The organism is Vreelandella sp. F11 (genome assembly GCF_042466685.1).
Classification (GTDB): domain Bacteria; phylum Pseudomonadota; class Gammaproteobacteria; order Pseudomonadales; family Halomonadaceae; genus Vreelandella.
The window spans coordinates 2,740,250-2,761,075 of record NZ_CP170448.1 but is presented as its reverse complement, the minus strand read 5'-3'; the positions used below and the strand labels follow the sequence as shown (position 1 = coordinate 2,761,075).

General features: G+C 54.8%; 17 protein-coding genes. 9 read left to right on the top strand and 8 right to left on the bottom strand.

Translation table 11 applies throughout. The features are described 5' to 3' along the window. Nucleotides 1-15: 15 nt before the first annotated feature. Nucleotides 16-1,017, bottom strand: coding sequence for a LacI family DNA-binding transcriptional regulator (locus ACFIOZ_RS12625; protein WP_386078168.1), 1,002 nt, complete (start codon nucleotides 1,015-1,017; stop codon nucleotides 16-18). A gap of 240 nt (nucleotides 1,018-1,257) precedes the next feature. On the opposite strand from ACFIOZ_RS12625, the gene ACFIOZ_RS12620 reads away from it, so the two are divergent. Continuing rightward, a complete protein-coding gene (locus tag ACFIOZ_RS12620; protein ID WP_386078166.1) occupies nucleotides 1,258-2,727 on the top strand; it encodes a cobyric acid synthase in 1,470 nt (489 codons plus the stop codon). Here the strand turns inward: ACFIOZ_RS12620 and ACFIOZ_RS12615 are convergent. Beyond that, complete coding sequence (locus tag ACFIOZ_RS12615; protein ID WP_215093757.1) at nucleotides 2,720-3,625, bottom strand: LysR family transcriptional regulator; 906 nt, start codon at nucleotides 3,623-3,625, stop codon at nucleotides 2,720-2,722. The genes ACFIOZ_RS12620 and ACFIOZ_RS12615 overlap by 8 nt on opposite strands. Before the next feature lie 148 nt (nucleotides 3,626-3,773). Here ACFIOZ_RS12615 and ACFIOZ_RS12610 point away from each other — a divergent pair, with 148 nt between their 5' ends. The 3 genes from ACFIOZ_RS12610 to ACFIOZ_RS12600 all read left to right on the top strand — a co-directional run bounded on the left by ACFIOZ_RS12610 (nucleotide 3,774) and on the right by ACFIOZ_RS12600 (nucleotide 8,081). Next, nucleotides 3,774-4,898: a 4-oxalomesaconate tautomerase gene (locus tag ACFIOZ_RS12610; protein ID WP_386078162.1), complete on the top strand. Its 1,125-nt coding sequence runs from the start codon at nucleotides 3,774-3,776 to the stop codon at nucleotides 4,896-4,898. Nucleotides 4,899-4,950: 52 nt separating this feature from the next. Then, entirely contained in the window at nucleotides 4,951-6,057 is a 1,107-nt protein-coding gene (locus tag ACFIOZ_RS12605; protein WP_386078160.1) for a tricarboxylate transporter, read from the top strand. Nucleotides 6,058-6,137: 80 nt separating this feature from the next. Continuing rightward, entirely contained in the window at nucleotides 6,138-8,081 is a 1,944-nt protein-coding gene (locus tag ACFIOZ_RS12600) for a tripartite tricarboxylate transporter permease (protein WP_386078157.1), read from the top strand. Between the two features lie 60 nt (nucleotides 8,082-8,141). Here ACFIOZ_RS12600 and ACFIOZ_RS12595 read toward each other — a convergent pair whose 3' ends face one another. After that, a complete protein-coding gene (locus tag ACFIOZ_RS12595) occupies nucleotides 8,142-8,531 on the bottom strand; it encodes a RidA family protein (RefSeq protein ID WP_386078154.1) in 390 nt (129 codons plus the stop codon). Between the two features lie 170 nt (nucleotides 8,532-8,701). Between ACFIOZ_RS12595 and ACFIOZ_RS12590 the strand changes: the two genes are divergently transcribed. Beyond that, entirely contained in the window at nucleotides 8,702-9,265 is a 564-nt protein-coding gene (locus tag ACFIOZ_RS12590; RefSeq protein ID WP_386078151.1) for a hypothetical protein, read from the top strand. Between the two features lie 124 nt (nucleotides 9,266-9,389). After that, on the top strand, nucleotides 9,390-9,923 hold the full coding sequence (locus ACFIOZ_RS12585) for a cytochrome b (RefSeq protein WP_386078148.1): 534 nt from the start codon (nucleotides 9,390-9,392) through the stop codon (nucleotides 9,921-9,923). Nucleotides 9,924-9,928: 5 nt separating this feature from the next. On the opposite strand, the gene ACFIOZ_RS12580 is transcribed toward ACFIOZ_RS12585, so the two are convergent. The 3 genes from ACFIOZ_RS12580 to ACFIOZ_RS12570 all read right to left on the bottom strand — a co-directional run bounded on the left by ACFIOZ_RS12580 (nucleotide 9,929) and on the right by ACFIOZ_RS12570 (nucleotide 14,052). After that, nucleotides 9,929-11,110 carry a vWA domain-containing protein gene (locus ACFIOZ_RS12580; RefSeq protein WP_386078145.1) on the bottom strand — a complete coding sequence of 394 codons (1,182 nt, stop codon included), beginning with the start codon at nucleotides 11,108-11,110 and terminating at the stop codon, nucleotides 9,929-9,931. Between the two features lie 3 nt (nucleotides 11,111-11,113). After that, the gene (locus tag ACFIOZ_RS12575; protein WP_386078142.1) at nucleotides 11,114-11,968 is read right to left on the bottom strand and encodes an AAA family ATPase; all 855 of its coding nucleotides are present in this window, start codon (nucleotides 11,966-11,968) and stop codon (nucleotides 11,114-11,116) included. Between the two features lie 101 nt (nucleotides 11,969-12,069). After that, nucleotides 12,070-14,052: a sigma-54-dependent Fis family transcriptional regulator gene (locus ACFIOZ_RS12570; protein ID WP_386078140.1), complete on the bottom strand. Its 1,983-nt coding sequence runs from the start codon at nucleotides 14,050-14,052 to the stop codon at nucleotides 12,070-12,072. 295 nt (nucleotides 14,053-14,347) lie between these two features. On the opposite strand from ACFIOZ_RS12570, the gene ACFIOZ_RS12565 reads away from it, so the two are divergent. The 3 genes from ACFIOZ_RS12565 (at nucleotide 14,348) to ACFIOZ_RS12555 (ending at nucleotide 18,359) form a co-directional block, all read left to right on the top strand. Further along, nucleotides 14,348-16,162, top strand: coding sequence for an NAD(P)/FAD-dependent oxidoreductase (locus tag ACFIOZ_RS12565; protein WP_386078137.1), 1,815 nt, complete (start codon nucleotides 14,348-14,350; stop codon nucleotides 16,160-16,162). A 16-nt stretch (nucleotides 16,163-16,178) separates the two neighbouring features. Further along, nucleotides 16,179-17,243, top strand: coding sequence for a 2,3-butanediol dehydrogenase (locus tag ACFIOZ_RS12560; protein ID WP_386078134.1), 1,065 nt, complete (start codon nucleotides 16,179-16,181; stop codon nucleotides 17,241-17,243). A gap of 519 nt (nucleotides 17,244-17,762) precedes the next feature. After that, nucleotides 17,763-18,359 carry an OmpW/AlkL family protein gene (locus ACFIOZ_RS12555; RefSeq protein ID WP_386078131.1) on the top strand — a complete coding sequence of 199 codons (597 nt, stop codon included), beginning with the start codon at nucleotides 17,763-17,765 and terminating at the stop codon, nucleotides 18,357-18,359. A 140-nt stretch (nucleotides 18,360-18,499) separates the two neighbouring features. On the opposite strand, the gene pepQ is transcribed toward ACFIOZ_RS12555, so the two are convergent. Next, entirely contained in the window at nucleotides 18,500-19,828 is a 1,329-nt protein-coding gene (pepQ, locus tag ACFIOZ_RS12550) for a Xaa-Pro dipeptidase (RefSeq protein WP_386078128.1), read from the bottom strand. Nucleotides 19,829-19,872: 44 nt separating this feature from the next. Continuing rightward, nucleotides 19,873-20,784: a LysR family transcriptional regulator gene (locus ACFIOZ_RS12545; RefSeq protein WP_386078126.1), complete on the bottom strand. Its 912-nt coding sequence runs from the start codon at nucleotides 20,782-20,784 to the stop codon at nucleotides 19,873-19,875. Nucleotides 20,785-20,826 lie beyond the last annotated feature (42 nt).

The window sequence follows — 20,826 nt, the reverse complement described above, 5'->3', positions numbered from 1 at the left end:
CGTACCGAACGTGGACTAACGGGATGTCGGGGCTCCGACACTTTCGCCCTTACGCAGTGCGTGGGGCAGTGGGGCGGGCGCGCAGCGCTCTCCCCGAATCATGGCTAACAGGGTGTGAACAGCACTGCGCCCGATCTCGGCGCGAGGCTGCTCAATGGTGCATAGCGACGGGTAGAGGTGCTTGCCCAAGGCAATACCATCAAAGCCCATCACGGAAAGATCATCAGGCACGCTAAATCCGGCGCGTTGAAGTTCGCCCATCAGGCTGATGGCGAGCAGGTCATTGGTGCAAATCACTGCGCTGAGAGCGTCTGGCCCATGCAACTCAGGCGTCAGGCTGGCTAGGTCAGCTTGAGTATGGCGGGCCATTTCAACCAGTGGGCGCGGAGTTAGCCCCGCTTCGCCCATCGCGTGGCAGTAACCGTCAAAACGCTGCTGAGCGCGGTCTGACTGCAGCAGCGGGCCAGCGACCATGCCAATTCGCTTATGGCCCAGGGCGATCAAGTGGCGAGTGGCATCGGCGCTAGCGGCACGGTTATCGACACCCACCGAGGGAAAACCACTGCTCCCAGGCGGGTTGTAGACCAGTAAGCAGGGGGTGGCTTCCAAGCGCAGCTTATCCAGCACAGCGCTGTTATCCGCTTCCGCCACGGTAAGCACCAAACCGTCGACGCGCTGTCGCAGCATCTCCTCGACAATGTCACCCTCGCGGCTGGGGGAGTATTCACTGGTGGTAACGATCAATGAGTAGCCAGCCGCACGGGCAGCCACTTCCATGGCTTGTAGCTGCTCGGCAAACACCGGGTTGTCGAGGCTGGGCACCATCACGCCAATCATTTGTGTGGCTTGGGAGCGTAGCTGCTGTGCGACCTTGTTAGGCCTAAACGCCAACTGCTGGGCAGCGTTAAAAACGCGTTCTCGGGTAGCTGGGCGTACCAAATCGGGGCTTGAAAAAGCCCGTGCTGCCGTTGCTCGAGAGACGCCGGCGAGTTTGGCCACGCTGCGTAAATCTGCCATGCGAATACCTGTTATTGATGAAATGAGATCGATCTCATTTGTTAGGTATCAGCCTAGAGTGGGTATGTGACGGCTAAATGGCGGGGATATGTATTTTTAGAGTGATTATGATGACAAGGCGATTAACCACCATGAAGCGCGAAAGCGATCGAAAAGGGTGTCTGTTTTGCTTGATCACATTGCGCTGATTTATGGGGGCCGCTACAGTCTCGCTCTTATCCCCCTGGGCGAGACCTCTTTATGGCCACACTGATGATTCAGGGCACCACCTCGGATGCGGGCAAAAGCACCGTGGTCGCTGCGCTGTGCCGTGCGTTGGCAAGGCGTGGCATATCAGTGGCACCGTTTAAGCCCCAGAACATGGCACTGAATAGCGCCGTGACCGAGGATGGCGGTGAAATTGGCCGCTCGACGGCGTTACAGGCGCAGGCGTGCTATTTAGCCCCGCACAGTGATATGAACCCGGTACTGCTCAAGCCGGAAACCGACCGCGGCGCTCAGGTAATTTTGCGCGGCAAGGTACATGGACATATGGATGCGCTGGATTACCACGCCTATAAACGCACCGCGAAAGATAGTGTGATGGCGGCTTGGCAGGCGTTGGAAAGCCGTTATGACGTGATTATTGCCGAAGGTGCGGGAAGTCCTGCTGAGATCAATCTGCGCGAGGGTGATATCGCCAATATGGGCTTTGCCGAGGCGGCGAACTGCCCGGTGATACTGGTGGGTGATATTGATCGAGGCGGTGTGTTTGCCCAGTTGGTAGGTACGCTGGCGCTATTGAGTGAGGGCGAGCAGGCGCGCACCCAGGGCTTTATTATCAACCGCTTTCGGGGAGATATGGCGCTACTCAACCCAGGGCTTGAGTGGTTGGAAGCGCGCACCGGTAAACCAGTACTGGGCACGCTGCCCTATTTGCAGGGGCTGGTACTCGATGCTGAAGACAGTATTGGTCTAACCCAGGCTAAAAAGGCGGGGCAGACGCTTAACGTGATAGTGCCAGCGCTGCCGCGCATTAGTAATCACACCGACTTTGATCCCTTGCGTCTTCACCCCCAGGTATCCTTGACCTTTGTGGGGCCAGATCAGCCAATACCCGCCGCCGATGTGATCATTCTGCCCGGTAGTAAAAGTACTGCCAGCGACCTTGAGTGGCTAAAACGCCAGGGCTGGGATAACGCCATTCAGCGCCACCTACGCTACGGCGGCAAGGTATTGGGTATTTGCGGCGGTTTTCAAATGCTGGGCGAATGGGTAGATGACGCTGAGGGGTTGGAGGGGAAACCCGGAAAAGTGGCGGGCTTGGGGCTATTACCACTGACCACACGTATGGTAGCAGGCAAGCAACTGCGTAATGTGCGTGGCGTAACAGTAGCGGATGGGGCAACCGTGACCGGCTATGAGATCCATAACGGCGTAAGCGATGGGGTAGCACTTAGTTCGCCGCTATTTGATTTAGAGGGTCGATTAGAAGGCGCCGTCAGTGATGATGGCCATATCTTGGGCACTTACCTGCATGGCTTATTTGACCACCCCGAGGCCTGTCAATCGCTATTAAAACAGCTGGGCCTCGTAAATGGGGAGCAGAGTGATTATCAAGCTCACCGCGAGCGTGAGCTCGATCGTTTGGCCGATATGCTGGAAGAGCACATTGATATTGAAGCGGTTATTGCGCTGATTGATGCTGGCGTGATGAAAGCCGTTAAATAGTTTCTTTGACCCAGTGCTCAAGCAATAAATCAATAAATAACTGTGCGGTACTGGAGAGGCTGTGTGTATTGCTGCGTACAAGACCAATGGAGCGCTGAATGCGCGGCTCAGGCAGATCTCTTGAGCACAGTGTGTCGTGATCAGGCCCAGGCATGGTCATGCGCGGCAAAATAGCCACCCCTAAGCCTGACTCCACTAAACCCAAAGAGGTCGACAAGTGTTGAACCTCGTAAAAACTGTTTAAGTGGATGCCCTCAGCAGAAAGCGCATTATCTAACAAAGTACGGTTTCCACTATCGCGGCTTACAGTGATGAGTCGCACATCTTCTAGATCGCTCCACTCAATCTGCTTTTTGCTGGCAAGCGGATGATCCGAGCGCAGTGCCAATACAAAGGGGTCTCGCAGCAGTGGGGTAAATCGCACCTCCGAGCTTTGCGCGCTGATCATGTTGATACCGAAGTCAGCCTCGCCATTGATAACTTTTTCCAGCCCTTCGTTAGCACTGACATCCAGAATTCGGATGCGAATACCCGGCCAAGCTTCGCTGAACACACGAATGACACTAGGCAAAAAGTAGAATGCCGCCGTCGGCAAGCAAGCAATGGTCACGGTGCCTTTTTGGTGCGTGACCAGCTCCCGAATTCCCAAAATAGACGACTCGTACTCCTCAAGCATGCGCCTGGCCCGGGGCAAAAAATCTGCCCCAATAGGTGTCAGTCGGGTACGCCTAGTGGTTCTCTCAAGTAGTTCAACTTCAAGAAGTTCTTCGAGTTTTTGTATGCGCCGAGTGAGAGCTGGCTGCGACAAATGCAGGCGCTGTGCCGCCTCATGAAAGGTGCCTAATTCAGCGACTAAAATGAACGCATGAAGGTCAAGAAATTCGAGTCTATGCAGCATGGGATTGTTGCGCAAAAAAAGTGGATTAATAACCAAAACACATTAATGCAAAAATCGTATTTATAGCAATCTATATTTGCATTTGAGACATTAAAGATTGGCTGACATTCTCCGTCCATACAGTCATCGCGAACTATGGCGGAACAATATGAACAGTATTCCATGTGTGATTATGCGGGGCGGCACCTCTCGAGGCCCCTTTATTCGCATGAAAGACCTGCCCAGTGACCAATCACAGCAGGCCGACATCCTGCTTAGCTTGATGGGCTCTGGGCACGCGCTACAGATTGATGGTATCGGGGGCGGCGACCCGCTCACCAGTAAAGTGGCTATTGTCGAGCGCTCATCGCACCCTGGCGCCGATGTTGACTATCTGTTTGCTCAAGTGGATGTAGTGAATAAGCGTGTCGACTTTAACCCCAACTGCGGCAATATGCTCTCTGCCGTCGGGCCATATGCCATAGAGACGGGGCTGGTAGAACCGCTAGACGGTACCACCGTGGTGAACGTCCATAACTTAAACACCCAGCGGCTGATCGAATGCCATGTCCCTACACCGGGTAAGCAGGTGCAGTACGAAGGGAGTGTCACCATTAGCGGCGTTCCGGGAAGTGCTGCGGGCATCCAGCTCAGTTTTTTAAACATCATGGGCAGTAAAACAGGCCAGCTGTTACCCACCGGACAAGTATGTGAAGAGATTGAAGACGTCGAGGTGAGCTGTATCGATGCGGCCACCCCCATTATGCTACTGCGTGCCGAATCGGTCGGGCTAACGGGCTATGAGTCGCCTGCCGAATTGGATGGTAATGCGCCGTTGTTAACCCGCTTAGAAACCCTGCGCCGCGGAGCGGGGCTACGGATGGGAATGGGTGATGTTAGTCAGAGCGTTCTGCCCAAAGTCGTGCTGATTTCAGCAGCTGAGGCAGCATCGCATACGCTCAATGTTCGCTATTTTGTGCCCCATCGCTGCCACAAAGCCATTGCCGTCACCGGGGCGATGGCCGTTGCCGCCGCGATTAATTTACCCGGTTCCGTTGCCAATCAAATGGCCACGAGCACTCAGAAGCTTTCCGCTGGTCAGCTGCTATCTCAGATTGTCCTGGAACATCCTTCTGGCTCTATTGAGCTGACGGCAGAGTATCGCCAGCAGAATGCGTTTGACCTGGCGCGCGTATCGCTTATTCGAACTGCTCGCAAAATTATGAGCGGGCAAATTTTTTATGCGAGCCCTTCAAAGGAAGTAGGTAATCACGCCGTCGAAACCATTGATTGAATCACGCGGCCACTATTAACAACCGACAATAATCAATAACAGGAGTATCGCCATGACTACCTCGAAGTACACACCGCTTAACACTTTCAAAAAAGCGTTACTTGTCGTTGCTTGTTCCACGCTGGGCGCTATCAGCGTGAATGCCCAAGCTAACGATGTGAGCGTGCCCGACACTATCCACTGGACTATTCCGTTTGGTGTAGGCGGTGGAACCGATGTGTGGGCACGCTTCTTCTCTACCTGGATGAGTGACCATATTCAAGGTAATCCTACGTTGGTCATCGATAACGTGCCCGGCGGTGGCTCCATTAATGGCAGTAACCTATTCGCTATGCGTGCGGACTCAGATGGCAGCCAATGGATAGGCACTTCTGCTTCCACCCAGTACCCCGCCATGCTGCAAGATCGGCGTGTACGTTATAGCTACGACGATTGGACACCGATTTTAGCGACCCCCACCGGCGGCGTGGTGTATGCCCAGCCTAGTCTGGGTGATAGCGCAGAGGAGGTGCTGAACGCGGTGACCAACCAGCGCGTTAAATTTGCCGTGCAAAGCCATACGGGGTTAGAACTGCCGGTATTGATTGCGCTTGATCTGCTGGGTGCTGATGTACAGGCCGTCTCTGGCATGCGTAGCCGTGGAGAAGGGCGGTTAGCCTTTGAGCGCGGCGAGGCAGATATCGACTTCCAAACCACCTCTGCCTATTTCAGCAGCGTGGAGCCTCTGGTGAAGAGTGGTCGAGCGGTGCCGCTATTTTCTCTGGGCGTGCTCAATGACAGCGGCGAGATCGTGCGTGACCCTGCCTTCCCTGATTTGCCAACCTTCAATGAAGTTTACGAAACCTTGCATGGCGAATCGCCTAGCGGCCCCGCCGCCGAGGCGTATCGTAAATTCTTTGCCTCAGGGTTCACACTGCAAAAATTGATCCTGCTGCCTAGCGACGCGCCAACTGATCTTATTCAGGAGTATCGCGAAGCGGCACAGCGTTTTGTGGATACAGAAGCGTTTAAAGATGCAGCAATGGCACAGCTTGGCCCCTACACGCCAGTGGTGGGTGAGGTCGTCGAGCAGCATCTCCAGGAGGCCATGTCACTTGATGATGCCACGCGGCAGTGGCTGGTCGAGTGGCTGCTAGAGCAGCACGGTGCCCGTATTTAACACGCCAGTTAACACAAAAAAGCACTGCTTAAGCGGTGCTTTTGGGCTCCCTTACACTAAATAACATAAGAGCCATGACAATGATAGAAGTCTTATTTTCCAGTTTGGGGCAGTTGTTTACTGTTCCCCATATGCTGTACATGGTTATCGGTGTCCTGATTGGGCTGATTGTGGGCATCATCCCTGGGCTTGGCGGCATTGCCGGTATGTCGCTTCTGCTGCCTTTCCTCTATGGTATGGAGCCTTCCGTCGCCCTGGGTATGCTGATGGGGTTAGTGGCGGTGATCCCCACTGGCGATACGTTTGCCTCTGTACTGCTTGGCATCCCAGGCTCTAGTGCTTCCCAGGCCACCGTGGTGGATGGATTTGCACTGGCTAAGAAAGGGCAGGCTGCACGAGCGCTTTCTAGCGCATTTCTGTCGTCAATGATAGGCGGCCTGATTGGTGCGGTGGTGCTCACGGCCTTTATTCTCATCGCCCGGCCTGTTGTGCTGTCATTTTCATCGTCAGAGCTATTTATGTTGACACTGCTGGGGCTATCCATGGTGGCGGTGCTTTCTGGCAAGGATGTTTTTAAAGGCATTGCTGCCTGCGGCATTGGATTACTGGTCGGCACCATCGGCATGGCGCCAGCTACTGGAGAGTTTCGGCTGCCGTTTGAACTTGACTACCTCTATGACGGTTTGCCGTTAGTGGTGGTCGGTTTAGGTATTTTCGCACTGCCTGAAATCATTGATCTATTGGTGAAGCGCGGCGCGATTGCTGAGCAGCCCTGCCAATTGGGCAAAGGCTGGAAAGAGGGGGTAAAGGATGTGGCCAGGAGGCCTGGATTAGTGGCCCGCTGCGCTGGGATTGGCAGCTTGATGGGGACTATTCCTGGCTTGGCGGGCTCAGTGGTGGATTGGCTCACCTACGGCCACGCGGTACAGAGCGCCAAGGATAAATCGCAGTTTGGCAAAGGCGATATTCGCGGCGTGATTGCGCCGGAGTCTGCTAACAACGCCTGTGCCTGCGGGGCGATGGTGCCTACTTTACTGTTTGGTATTCCCGGTTCGGGCACGGCGGCGGTGTTTTTAGGTGGTTTGCTTCTGCTTGGTCTTCAGCCCGGTGTCAGTATGTTAGAGACGAATCTCGATCTGACGTACACCATTATTTGGTCATTAGCGCTGGCGAATATTTTGGGCGCTGCTCTTTGTTTGGGACTCGCTAGGCCCGTGGCCAGCTTGACCCGGGTGCAATTCGTGATTTTAGCGCCGCTGATTACCATCTTGATCCTCTTCGCAGCCTATCAAGCGTCACGTTCACTGGGTGATCTGTTTGCACTCGGCATTATTGGCGCGATTGGCGTGCTGTTTAAGCAGGCAAACTGGTCTCGCCCCGCCTTTTTGATTGGCTTTGTGCTAGCTCCCGGTGCAGAAGCCTACTTCTATCAAGCCGCTCAGTTTCAAGGTGCAGAAGCCTTTATGCGGCCAGGGGTACTGATCATTGGTGCACTGATTGCGGCATCACTGATTGTCCCCCCTTTACACAGCTACCTGCAAAAGCGCCGCCCAACCGAAAACTCTGCTAAACATGCGCTTCAAGAAGAGGTGGCGCCGCTTTCGCTGGGTGTGATCGATGTGGCATTGCTGAGCAGCCTGGTAGCGGTGGCTGGATATATGTGGTGGGCGTTTGCTGATCTTTCCATGCTAGGGGGCATCATGCCGAGGCTGGCGATTGCCATTATCGTGGCGGCGTGCGTACTGGAAATTATCAGAACGGTCATCAAGCCGATGAAGTGGCAAATTCAGACATTAAGCCAGCAGTTCTTTTGGGTGGCTGGATTCTTCGCCTTGATTGGTGGTGTGATGGTGTTTGGCTTCCTGTTTACCGCCGCCGTATTTTGTCTTGGGTTCTTACTGGTGGTGGCGCGTATGAAGCCCGTTGGTGCCGTGGGGTTAGCGGCTGGCGTGACACTCTTCTTAATGGGGATGGCTAACCTGTTAACGCTTACCTATCCCACAGGGATGTTAACTGGGTTATAAATTGACGGCCTCCAAAAAAACACAAAAAGCCACGTTGATGGCTTTTTGTGTTTAAAGAAATTAATGATTTGTGCGTTTCGCCATTACGGTAATTTCAACACTACAGCCGCCGCAAATATTAGGCGACTCGGTACAGGTGCGGGCAGGGTAGCTTCCAGGTTCAAAGTACTCCGCGTAAACACTGTCCATATCTTGAATGGCGTGTAGATCCGTGAGGTGGATATCCACCCGGACGATATCTGCCAGACTGCCGCCTTCCATTTCAAGCATGCGTGCTAAGGCGCGCATCACAAGGCGGGTTTCTTCTATAACGTCGCCTCGGGCAGCATGACCGTTAGAGAGATCTGCAACGGTTAGCCCAGAGATAAAGATGTAGTGATCATCAACTACCATGTGACTACCGGGGAAGCTGGGTGTGGGCATGGTAGGGTCGTTCATAAAGGTGGGCATGCTAGCTCCTTCTAGGTGATGTTCACGCTTACACTTCACTTCGACAGGTTGTTCACCGTAGTGTTCAGTATCAGTAAAAATGAATGGAGGCGTTGCTAGGCACAAGCCACTGTCAAAACGGTGATGTTTGCTCTAGGCTTGCGGGTTTTTAGACGGTGAGGATGATTCAAATGAAGGTCGTACACGTTAACGCAGAAGCCCAGCGCAACGCCTGTCTGGCGCGATTATGCGCTGAGGTTTACGGGCAAGAGGCTGGCCTTACGCCGCTGGTTGTGTTCACTGGCACCTGCAGTGTGTTTTTTCCGCAAGAAGCAGCGCGGCTGTTTGCTGCTGTTGATGGACAGGGTAAACCTCAAGCGCTGGCGCTGCTAGTGCTGGACGAGGAGGGCGAGGGCATGACGGTGACTCACGCCTGCGCCTTTGATCAGGCGGATGCCCAGCAGCGTTTGATCAGTGAGCTTAGCTTAAAGGCACCGCTACGTGTCGAAGTGGATACCGCCGAACAAGAAGCGTTCTATCAAAAAAGTGGCATCAAGCGCTGGTTTGGTGGGGCGGGTGGAAAGCGCATAGGCCTAGGCGCACGCCACCCCGCCAAAAGCGTTGGCGAGCTGACGCCCACCCTGGTGTTGGATGAAGCACTGATCCTACGTCGCTTTAAACACGATCCGAAAACCTTTGAAGAGGCTAAACAGGCATTTTTGAAGGGCTTAAACGATTTTCCGCAGTCTCTTTAAGTGTCCTAAGAAAACGCTGCGTTGCGGTTTGTGCAACTAAGTTGCACGTTGTTGCCATGTTATTGACGTGTTTTCCCGATAAAATAAGCGTCATCACTAGCTTATCAAAAGAAGGGGGAAACCCATGGCGCTACCGATAATGGATAATAGCCAGCGATACGGTGCAATTAGCCGCTTTTTGCACTGGGGGATGGCGTTACTGTTTGTTTGGCAGTTCACCAGTGCCACGGCGCATTGGCTGTTTCCAGACACGCCCTTCGAAGAGTTCTTCTGGGGTACCCATTACACGATGGGGGTGCTGCTGCTAACGCTCGTAGTATTGAGAGCGTTGTGGGCGTTGGTCAACGTGTCACGCCGCCCACCCTCAGTCAGCGTAATGGCAACGCTTGGCCATCTTGCGCTCTACGGCTTGATGATCGCCGTACCGACCATTGCACTGATTCGTCAGTTTGGTTCTGGCCGCTCGCTTGAGGTCTTGGGTATTACGCTGATGTCAGGTTTTGAAGGCGAAGAAATCACCTGGATGACAGATCTCGGCGGTTTGCTCCACGGTGAGCTGGGTTGGACGCTGCTGGCGCTGATCGCAGGGCACATCTTGATGGCCATTTTGCATCGAAAGCTAACGCATCATGATGTGCTAACGCGTATGGCTAGATAAGTCGCCTACTTCTTCGCTAGCTCACGCATGGCGGTTTCCAGGCCCTCCATGGTCATGGGATACATGCGATCTTCAATGATCTCGCGAATCAGCGTTGTCGAGTAGGTGTACTCCCATGCTCGGGGCGGCATCGGGTTAAGCCACGCCAGGCGGGGAAACGTTTCGCATAAACGCTTAAGCCAGACGCCGCCCGCTTCGTCGTTGAAGTGCTCTACGCTGCCCCCTGGGTGGCTTACTTCATAAGGCGACATAGCCGCATCGCCGACAATCACCACCTGGTAATCCGCGCCATAGGTGTGCAGCACGTCCATGGTCGGTATCCGCTCGTTACCCCGGCGCATGTTATTCCGCCAAACGCCTTCGTAAAGACAGTTGTGAAAGTAGTAATGCTCCAGGTGCTTGAACTCGGAGCGGGCCGCCGAGAAGAGCTCTTCGCAGACGCGAATATGGTCATCCATAGAGCCGCCCACATCCAAAAACAGCAGCACCTTCACCGCGTTATGGCGCTCTGGGCGCATCTGCACATTGAGTAGCCCGGCGTCCTTGGCGGTTTCGCGGATGGTGCTATCCACGTCAAACTCATCTAACGCCCCCTGGCGGGCAAACTTGCGCAGGCGGCGCAGCGCCATTTTGATATTACGCGTGCCCAGCTCCAGCGAGTCGTCGTAGTCACGAAAACGCCGCTCGTCCCATACCTTGGTGGCCCGGCGGTGGCGGGAGCCATCCTGGCCGATACGAATACCTTCCGGGTTGTAGCCATAGGCGCCAAAGGGGCTGGTGCCGCCGGTACCAATCCATTTATTGCCGCCTGCGTGGCGCTCTTTCTGCTCTTCCAGACGTTTTTTAAACGTCTCAATGAGCTCTTCGAGGCCGCCAAGGGATTCGATTTTGGCTTTCTCTTCGTCTGTGAGCTGCTTTTCAAATTCCCGGCGCAGCCAGTCGTCAGGGATTAGCGCCTCAATGGCGGCATCCATATCCTCAAGGCCTTTAAACCAAGCGGCGAAGGCACGGTCAAAACGGTCAAAGTGGCGCTCATCTTTGACCATCACCGTGCGGGCCACTTGGTAGAAGGCTTCCATATCGGCGAATACAACGCCGCGCTCTACCACGGCGTGAAGATCCAGCAGCTCGCGAAGTGACACCGGTACGCCGGCGCGCTTTAACGTCTCAAACAGACCGATAAACATGGCTTAGCGGCCTGTGCCTTTCTGGCGGCGGATCATAAACGCCAGGCGTTCCAGCAGTTGGGTATCCTGCTCGTTTTTAACCAGTGCACCTGCCATGGGCGGCAACGCTTTGGCCGGGTCGCGGTTGTAGAGCGCTTCTTGAGCAATATTGTCAGCCATCAGTAGCTTGAGCCAGTCGACTAGTTCAGACGTAGACGGTTTTTTCTTCAGGCCTGGCGCTTTACGTAGCTCGAAAAATACCTCTAAAGCTTCGCTGACCAGCTTGGGGGCGATATCCGGGAAATGCACATCGACAATCGCCTGCATGGTCTCGCGGTCAGGGAATTCGATGTAATGGAAGAAGCAGCGGCGCAGGAACGCATCCGGTAGCTCTTTTTCGTTGTTCGAGGTGATGACGATGATCGGACGCTGCTCGGCGCGGATGGTCTCGCCGGTTTCGTAAACGTGGAACTCCATGCGATCCAGTTCTTGGAGCAGGTCGTTGGGAAATTCGATATCGGCTTTGTCGATCTCGTCAATGAGCAGCACCACGCGCTGATTGGCGGTAAACGCTTCCCACAGCTTGCCGGGCTTGATGTAGTTGGCGACGTTCTCGACCCCTTCAACGCCCAATTGGGAGTCACGCAGACGGCTGACAGCATCGTACTCGTATAGACCCTGGGCTGCCTTGGTGCTGGATTTGATATGCCAGGTAATCAGTTGGGTATCGAGAGACTCGGCTAACTCTTCAGCCAGCAGAGTCTTGCCGGTGCCCGGCTCGCCCTTGATCAACAGCGGCCGCTCAAGCACTACTGCAGCGTTCACCGCCTGCTTGAGCGCATCGGTTGCGATATAGGAAGAAGTGGATTCAAACGCCATGGGAGAGCCTCGGCTTGTCGAAAGCGTGTGTATAAAAGGATTCAAACAAGTGTACGTGAGGGTCGCCTTCAAGGCCAACAGCCTTCTCTATCGCATCTTTTTTACCCCTGCCAATTCGGCGGCACAATGCCCTGGCGCTGCATTTGCCGGTAGATCGTGGGTCGAGAAACCCCCAGCGCGCGAGCCACGGCGCTTATATTCCAGTGCTGTGCCTTAAGCATTTCCAGCAATGTGTGGTCGGTGTCGCCATGAGCATCCACAGGCTTGTGGGGGCTCTGCTGGGTAATGCGTTGGCTAAGGCACTGTTCGGGCAGATCGTGAACGGTAATTTCGTCGCTTTCCGAGGTAGCCAGGGCAAACGCCAGCGCATTTTTAAGCTGGCGAATATTGCCGGGCCAGGCGTAGGCGAGCAGGGCGCTGATGGCATCGGCCCTTAGCCTGGACGAATGGCGACCGCCGCGTTCGCTGACCACGTCGTTAAACACCTGACGAATCACGTAGAGCTTATCGGCCCGTTCACGCAGCGCAGGCAGGCGCAGTTGGGCCCCGTTAAGGCGGTAGTAGAGATCTTCGCGGAACGCCCCCTGCTCGATCATCGTATCGATATCACGATGGGTGGCGGTGATTACCCAAATATCGACCTTCACAGGCCTATTGGCCCCTAGCGGCATAACTTCCCGTTCTGCTAGCACGCGCAGCAAGCGGGTTTGCAGCGCCAGTGGCATATCGCCGATTTCATCCAGAAACAGCGTGCCGCCGTGGGCCTGGGGAATTAGCCCACGCATGCCTTTGGCGCGGCCTCCTGTAAAGGCGCCTGGCTCGTAGCCAAACAGCTCGCTTTCGATCAGCGCTTCGGGAATGGCGGCACAGTTAACCGCGATAAACGGTCCTTTGGTGCGGTGGCCGCTGTCATGCAGTGCTCGGGCAACCACTTCTTTGCCGGTGCCGGTTTCACCGCTTATCAGCACATTAACGCCGGCTTCGTTGCGCAGCCGTTCGGCCAGCTTCTGGACTTTACGCATGGCGGGGTCGTCAGCGCCCAAACGTGCCAATGGCTCCGGCAGGCTGGAGGGAAGCGAATGCGTTTGCTGAGCAGGTCGAGGGCGGCGCGGTTCCAGTAGGCTAATAAAGTAAATGGTGTTGTCGACTCTGGCACGAAAAGCGCGTAGTTGGTCGTCGGTGGCGCTGTTGATGCTAAGCACATCGGCGATATCACACTCGAATAATTCTCCTAACATGGGCGTAGGGTTTAGCGACCAGGGCGGCCAGCGGCGCTGGTGCTCGGCGATTAAGTCACGGCCTACTGCGTTAGCGGCAATCACTTGCCCGTTCTCTTCAATGGCAATCAGGCCACGCCCGTTCACATGCACAAACTCTCGCGAGGTATCCAGGCGCACTATCAGGCAGTCGCGGTAGCGCTGCAGAAAATAGGCATCCTCAATCATGCGCGCGTAGAGCGTCACCAGCGAGAGACTAAAATTTTGGCTCTCATGCTGGGTAGGCGATTGCAGTGCGGAGATGTCCAGCACGGCCATCACATTGCCTTGCGGGTCGGTGATGGGCGCGGCGGTGCAGGTGAGCGAAATATGCGAGGCGTCGAAGTGCTCCTGGCGGTGGCAGATAATCGCCTGGCGGTCGTACAGGCAAGTGCCTACGGCACAGGTACCCGCAAAGCGTTCGTCCCAATCGGCCCCTAGGTAGAGGCCCGCTCTGCGCAACTGCTGGTCTTGGTTAGGGTCGCCGCGAAACTCGACGGTAATGCCGCGGTGGTCGGTGAGTAGCAGCACATAGCCTAGCTGGGCGATTTGCTGATAGAGCTGGTCAACCCCTGCGCGTGCTACGTGCAAAAGTTCATCGACAGATTCCCGGTGCTCAATCAGGGTCTGCTGGGGTACTACGCGGGCAGGGCGAGGCCGGGTGGGGTCGAGCTGGTACTCGTTTAGGCAGCGCAGCCAGGAGCGCCGAATGGTCGCTTGTGCCGGTAGCTGCGGAACATCCAAGCCTTCGCCGAGCTGGAAAACATGTTCGATATGCTGGCGCTGAACGGATTGCAGCCGTGCAGGTAGAGGCGATTGAGTGGGCATGGCGTGGTTCACCCTGGGGCTTGTTATTGTCCTTCCAGCCTATGCGCTCTGGCGTGGGTGTCAACGACGTGCCATTACGCCGTTAGTCGTGTGTTACACCTGTAACGCCAGAGTGTAAACGGTGTGACAGGTGTACGCTCTACATAACGCCCAATTGCTAACGGTTTTTTTATTTTTTATCTATATTTTTCAAAATCTTGAGTTTGATTTTAAGTGATTGGCATAGCGGGTGCTTAGGGTTGTGTGTCACAAGGCAATCAACAATAACAAACCAAACCTGCATGGAGTACTCGCTATGTCAGAGACACATACACAAGCCCAGCAAACCGCCACAGCTACTGTTCAAGGCTGGCTGAGTAATTTTGATCATGCGCTGCAAACCCAGGATATTCAGGGTGTGCTCGCGCTGTTTAATGAAGAGTGCTACTGGCGCGACTTCCTTACCTTCACCTGGAATTTAAAGACCTGCGAGGGCAAAGACGCTATTCAAGCCATGCTCAATGCCACTTTGGAGAACGTACGTCCTTCGAACTGGCAGCTAGAAGGTGAAGCGACCCAGAATGGCGATGTTGCTGAGGCGTGGTTCACCTTTGAGACAGCGGTCGCCAGCGGCAAAGGCTATTTACGCCTTAAAGAGGGTAAATGCTGGACGCTGCTAACCACGATGCAGTCACTGCACGACTTCCCGGAGCCGCGTAATCATCACCGTCCTAAAGGCGCTGAGCACGGCGCCAATAAGCAGCGTGAAACCTGGTTAGAGTCACGGGAGCGCGAAGAAGCGGAGCTTGGCTACACGCAGCAGCCGTATTGCGTTGTTATAGGCGGCGGCCAGGGCGGTATTGGTTTGGGCGCGCGGCTAAAGCAGATGGGCGTGCCGACCATTATTATCGAGCGCAATGAGCGTGCAGGGGACTCCTGGCGCAATCGCTATAAGTCGCTCTGCCTGCACGACCCGGTGTGGTACGACCACCTACCCTATATTCCTTTCCCTGAAAACTGGCCGGTGTTTGCCCCCAAAGACAAAGTGGGTGATTGGCTGGAGATGTACACAAAAGTGATGGAGCTCAATTATTGGAGTTCCACTGAGTGTCAGAATGCACGCTATGACGAAGCTGCAGGCGAGTGGGTGGTGAACGTCAAGCGTAACGGCGAAGCGATCACTTTGAGGCCCAAGCAACTGGTGATGGCCACCGGGATGTCGGGTATGCCCAATGTGCCGACATTTCCTGGGGCGGAAAGCTTTGCAGGCGAGCAGCAGCATTCTAGCCAGCACCCAGGGCCGGATGCTTATGCTGGCAAGAAGTGTGTGATTGTAGGTTCGAATAATTCCGCCCACGATATTGCCGCCGCGCTATGGGAGCACGATGCCGATGTGACCATGCTGCAGCGTTCATCTACCCATATCGTTAAGTCGGATTCGCTGATGGAGGAGGTGCTGGGGCCGCTCTACTCCGAAGAGGCGGTGGCCAATGGCTTAACCCACGACAAGGCTGATCTGATTTTTGCTTCGATCCCCTACAAGGTGCTGCCGGATTTTCAGCGCCCGGCGTTTGAGGCGATCAAACAGCGCGACGCCAAGTTCTATCAGAAGCTTGAAGATGCAGGTTTTCTGCTCGACTTCGGTGACGATGACTCAGGGTTGTTCTTAAAGTACCTGCGCCGGGGCTCGGGGTACTACATCGATGTGGGCGCCTGTGATCTGGTCGCCAGTGGCGATATCAAGCTGCGCAGCGGCGTAGGCATTGAGCGCATCAATCCCCACTCCATCACGCTTACCGATGGCAGCGAGCTTGAAGCTGACTTGATCGTCTACGCCACTGGCTATGGTTCGATGAACGGTTGGGCGGCGCGGCTTATCTCTCAAGAAGTGGCCGATAAAGTTGGTAAGTGCTGGGGCTTGGGCTCCGACACCACCAAAGACCCCGGCCCTTGGGAGGGCGAGCTGCGCAATATGTGGAAACCCACCCAGCAAGAGGCGCTGTGGTTCCACGGCGGCAACCTGCACCAGTCGCGGCACTACTCGCACTATTTGGCGCTCCAGTTAAAAGCACGCATGGAGGGGCTGGAAACGCCTGTCTACGGTCTGCAGCCAGTTCACCATACGTCGTAACAAGGAAGGGCAACCCATGAATCAATCAAGCATGCAAGCAGCGGTCTGGTACGCAGCGAAGGATCTCCGCATCGAGCAGGTGCCGGCGCCCACTATCAACGACCCCCATGCGGTGAAGGTAAAAGTCGCCGCCTGTGGCATCTGCGGCAGTGATCTGCACGAGTATGCCGCCGGGCCCATTTTTATACCGGTGGGCAAGCCCCACCCCATTAGCGGCGAACAGGCGCCGATCATAATGGGCCACGAATTTGCCGGGGAAGTGGTCGAGGTCGGCGATAAGGTAACGCGAGTGAAAGTGGGTGACCGTGTGGCCATTGAACCGATTCTCTCGCCCAATAAAGACGGCGCCTACCAAATGGAGCGCTATAACCTTACACCGCTGCTGGGCTTCCATGGCCTATCCGGCGGTGGCGGCGGCTTCTCGGAGTTCACCGTGATGGGTGAACATATGGTGCATAAGCTGCCTGATGAGCTTAGCTACGAGCAAGGGGCTTTGGTAGAGCCCGCGGCGGTAGCGCTGCATGCGGTGCGCCAAAGCTGCCTGAAAGCCGGCGACAGTGCGGCGGTATTCGGCGCGGGGCCGATTGGTCTGATGACCATCGAAGCGCTTAAGGCCGCAGGGGCGGCGCAGATTTATGCAGTGGAAGTGGCGCCCTCTCGCAAGGCCAAAGCCGAAGCGCTAGGTGCCACTGTGGTTGATCCTCAGCAAGAGGATGCGGTGGCAAAGATTCAATCACTGAGCGGTGGCGGCGTGGACGTGGCGTTTGAAGTGACCGGAATTCCCGCCGTGCTCAACCAGGCGCTGCACAGCACCCACGAAGGCGGCGAAGTGGTAGTGGTGAGCATCTGGGAAGGCGAGGCCAGCTTTCAGCCCAACGACCTGGTCATCAAAGAGCGCACCATGAAGGGCATTATCGCCTATCGCCATGTGTATCCAGCGGTAATGGCGCTAATGCAACGGGGCTACTTCCGCGCCGAAGATATGGTCACCCAGCGCATTCCATTGGCAGACATTGTGGAGGAGGGCTTTGAGGCGCTGTTAAACGATAAGGCTCAAGTGAAAATCATCGTGACACCCTAGCGACCTTGAGGATTTCTAGGCGCCAACGAACTTACATGATGCTTTATGATGCAAAAAGGCGGCAAATTGCGCAGTGCTGGTGCAGTTTATTTGCTGCAGTGCGGGAGAGGTCAATAAAAATCAAACTGTATTTAATTAAATAATTGTTTTATATATTTTTTTTAAAAAGTGGCACGCAGATCGCAATATATATGGCAAAGGGTGAGTGAATCGAGAAACAACGGCTTAGATAGTTTGCTTCTCTCCCTTCTTCACCTACATCGCTACCACATAGTAGCGGTAAACCGAGTGAGCTGGCGTGCTCCACCTGGTCCCCTTCGGGGGACTTTTTTTATGCCTGAATTTCATATACACGCTTTACAAAATAGAAAAACTATCAGAGGGCGGTTTCTTATAACAATATTTTACAAGCAATTTGGAAACAGTGTTCGTATAATATACACTGTATAGGAAAGTTGGATAGCAAGTACCGCAATCCCCAAGCGCATGGAACTGCGCGCTGCATAGAGGATGACCCTGATGAGTAATATGAAACTGATTTCTGCCGCTGTTATCACTGCTAGTTTTGCTCTGGCAAGCCAGGCAGCACTGGCTTATAACGCTGGTGACGTATTTGTTCGTGGCGGTGTTGCCCAAACGGATACGGGTTCAGGTAATGGTGATCTGAATGGTGATTCACTGAACGTGCAGAGCGCTCGCGGCTTCACCTTCGGTGCTGGTTACCTGTTTACTGATAAGGTTGGCGTTGAGCTCAACAGCTCTGAGAAATTTGAGCACGATCTGAATACATCTGCTCTAGGCGATGTGGGTAGCGTAGACCGCCTGCCGATAAACCTTTTGGTGAACTACTACCCGATGGGCGGCCTGGATTCTAAAGTTCAGCCTTACGTGGGTGCTGGCCTTAACTACACACGCTTCTCTGGCGAGCCGAGTGGTGTGAACGTTGACGAAAGCTACGGCGCGATCGGACAAGTGGGCGTTGATCTGGCCGTGACTGACAATATTATGCTTAACGGTTACGCCAGCTATGCTGACGTAAATGCCGATATCAACGTTGGTGGTGAAGTCGATATTGAGCCTGTCACCGTTGGCGGCGGTATCACCTACCGCTTCTAAGCTCTACTAAATTCTGGCTCTATAAATCCTAGCCTGGCTAGGTATTCAGAATTATCACTGCGCCCGGCCCTGAGCCGGGCGCAGTGCGTTGTGGGCAGACCCAACAGCACGCACGCAATGCAACAGAGTTTCGCGAGTACTTAGGGCGTTAAATTAGCAAAACCGCTTTCCGTCACCGCCACGTTATCTTCAATACGTATGCCTCCGCAGACGGAGAGTTGGTCGACAAGCCGCCAGTTTATGGGTAAAGCGGTGTTGCGCAGTGGGGCGAGCAGCATATTGATAAAATAGAGCCCAGGCTCGATGGTGACGACCATTCCAGGGCGCAGCGTGCGTGTTAGCCGAAGCGCTGGATGCTGCTCTGGCGCAGGGGCGGGAGTGCCATCTGGATGGCGTAACCCGGCCACATCGTGCACTTGGAGGCCCAGCGAGTGCCCCAGCCCATGAGGACAGAATGCCCGCGTAACACCTTCGACAACTGCCTGTTCGGGGGTACCTTTAAACAGATCGTTAGCCACCAATATTTCACCCAGGTGGTGATGCATCTGCTCGTGCAGTGCTAAAAAGTTAACGCCAGGGGCTACGCCTTTGACTAATCCATCCTTCACTCCATGCAGGGCGTTGACCAGTTCGCCAAATGCAGCGGGAGCATCTGGGCCGGCATAGGTGCGGGTAATATCAGCGCAGTAACCGCGAAAGCGTCGACCTGCATCAACCAGCAGGCTGTAGCGCTGTTTAGGCGGCTGAAGATCGTAGTGTTGATAATGCAAAACGCCTGCATGCTCATTTAGGCCAATAATATTCTGATAGGGGACGTTTGACTCGCGCTGCCGGCTGGCAGCTAAGTAAGCCAACTGAATATCCAGTTCACCGGCGGCGCCAATAAAGGCGGCCTGGGTGGCTTGGTGTCCTGCTATTGCTAAGCGGTTGGCCTCACGGATACAGGCAATCTCATAGGGCGTCTTATACAGCCGTAATTCATCAAGAGCCTGTACTAGCCGTTCAGGTTGGTACTCGGCTTTTAATGCCTGCAGTGTGTTGGTGGGAAGACGCTCAATATCGCCAATGATGGCGGCATTTCCCGAAAGTGGCAGGGCGGTTTTGTCACTGCCGATTTTGCTACTGCCAATTTTGCTACTACAAAGATGAACATCGAACGCCTCTACCCAGGGCTCATCGGGTAGCTGAGTGGGAAGGTGCCAAAAGTCGGCAGGCGCATGCAGGTAGAGCTGAGGACGCTCTCCCGGCTGAATAACCAACCAGCTATGCTGCACATCGGCTAAACCTACCCAGTGCATGAAGTGCCCGTAAGCCTGAAAAGGGGGCGCGTGGTCATCGGCAAAGTGTTCACTGGCATGACCACTGTAAATGGCTAGGCTGTCGAACCCGTGGTCAGTCAAAATGCCTGAGTAGGCACGCTGTAGGTGCGCTATATGTTCATTTTGTAAATTAAATAGGGTGGTTGACATACAAAGCTGTGCCCTCTGTTAAATAAGCTTTCGCAAATACGGATTCATCCACGTGGCGGCGCCAGTTCGCTCCACAGGCTATCCAGCTCCGCGTGGCGATGATTTTGATGACGGTATAGCCGTAGTTCCATAGGTACATCCCAGCGACTATCGCCCGCTCTGACCAGTGTGCCCTGAGCAAGCTCAGCAGCGACGTTGCGTTCAGGCAGCCAACTCATGCCGTAGCCCAGTAGTACCAGCTCCTTAATGCCCGCCGCGTAGAGGTTTTCACTCTGCGCGGTTAAATAGGTAGTGTGTGGCAGCCTGGCCAAATGTGCTTTAACTGCAGACCCCAACAAACCGCGTTTTGGATAGGCCAGCCACGGCAGTGGCTGGTGGCGCGACCCAGGCAACAGAGCACGCGGTTCTCCTTCTGGATTTAACCCAGTGACTGGAATCAGCCGTTCATGGCCAATGACACGATAATTGCAAGCGCTGGTGTCGATCTCCAGATCGCAGCGCCCAATCGGCCAGTAACAGATAGCCAGGTCACACTCGGCCCGGGCCAAGGCTTGAAAGTAGTCATTGGCTACCCAGCCGGTCGCACGCAAATAGGGCTGTACACGATCTTGCCAACCTGTCGCCGTTAACCATTCTGGTAAAAAGTGTGGCAACAGGCTCTGTGGTGCTGCCACCATGATACGCCGCTGCTGGCCAGCGTTAATTTCGCGTACACGATCTCGGGTCAGCCGCACGCGCTCGGTCACCTGTTCGCACAGGGTCAGAAACTCCTCCCCGGCCGGGGTGAGCGAAAGCGGCAGCGTTTGACGATTAATCAGCGTTACACCCATCTCCTCCTCAAGCAGTTTAATCCGCCGGGAGAAGGTGGGTTGCGTAACGTTTTGATCATCTGCTGCGCGTGAGAAGTGCCGCGTCCTGGCCAGGGCGATAAAGTCTTCTAGCCAGCGAATTTCCATGCTCTACCTCTCAGCGCCTGGGTTCGCTGTGTCGAATATGAC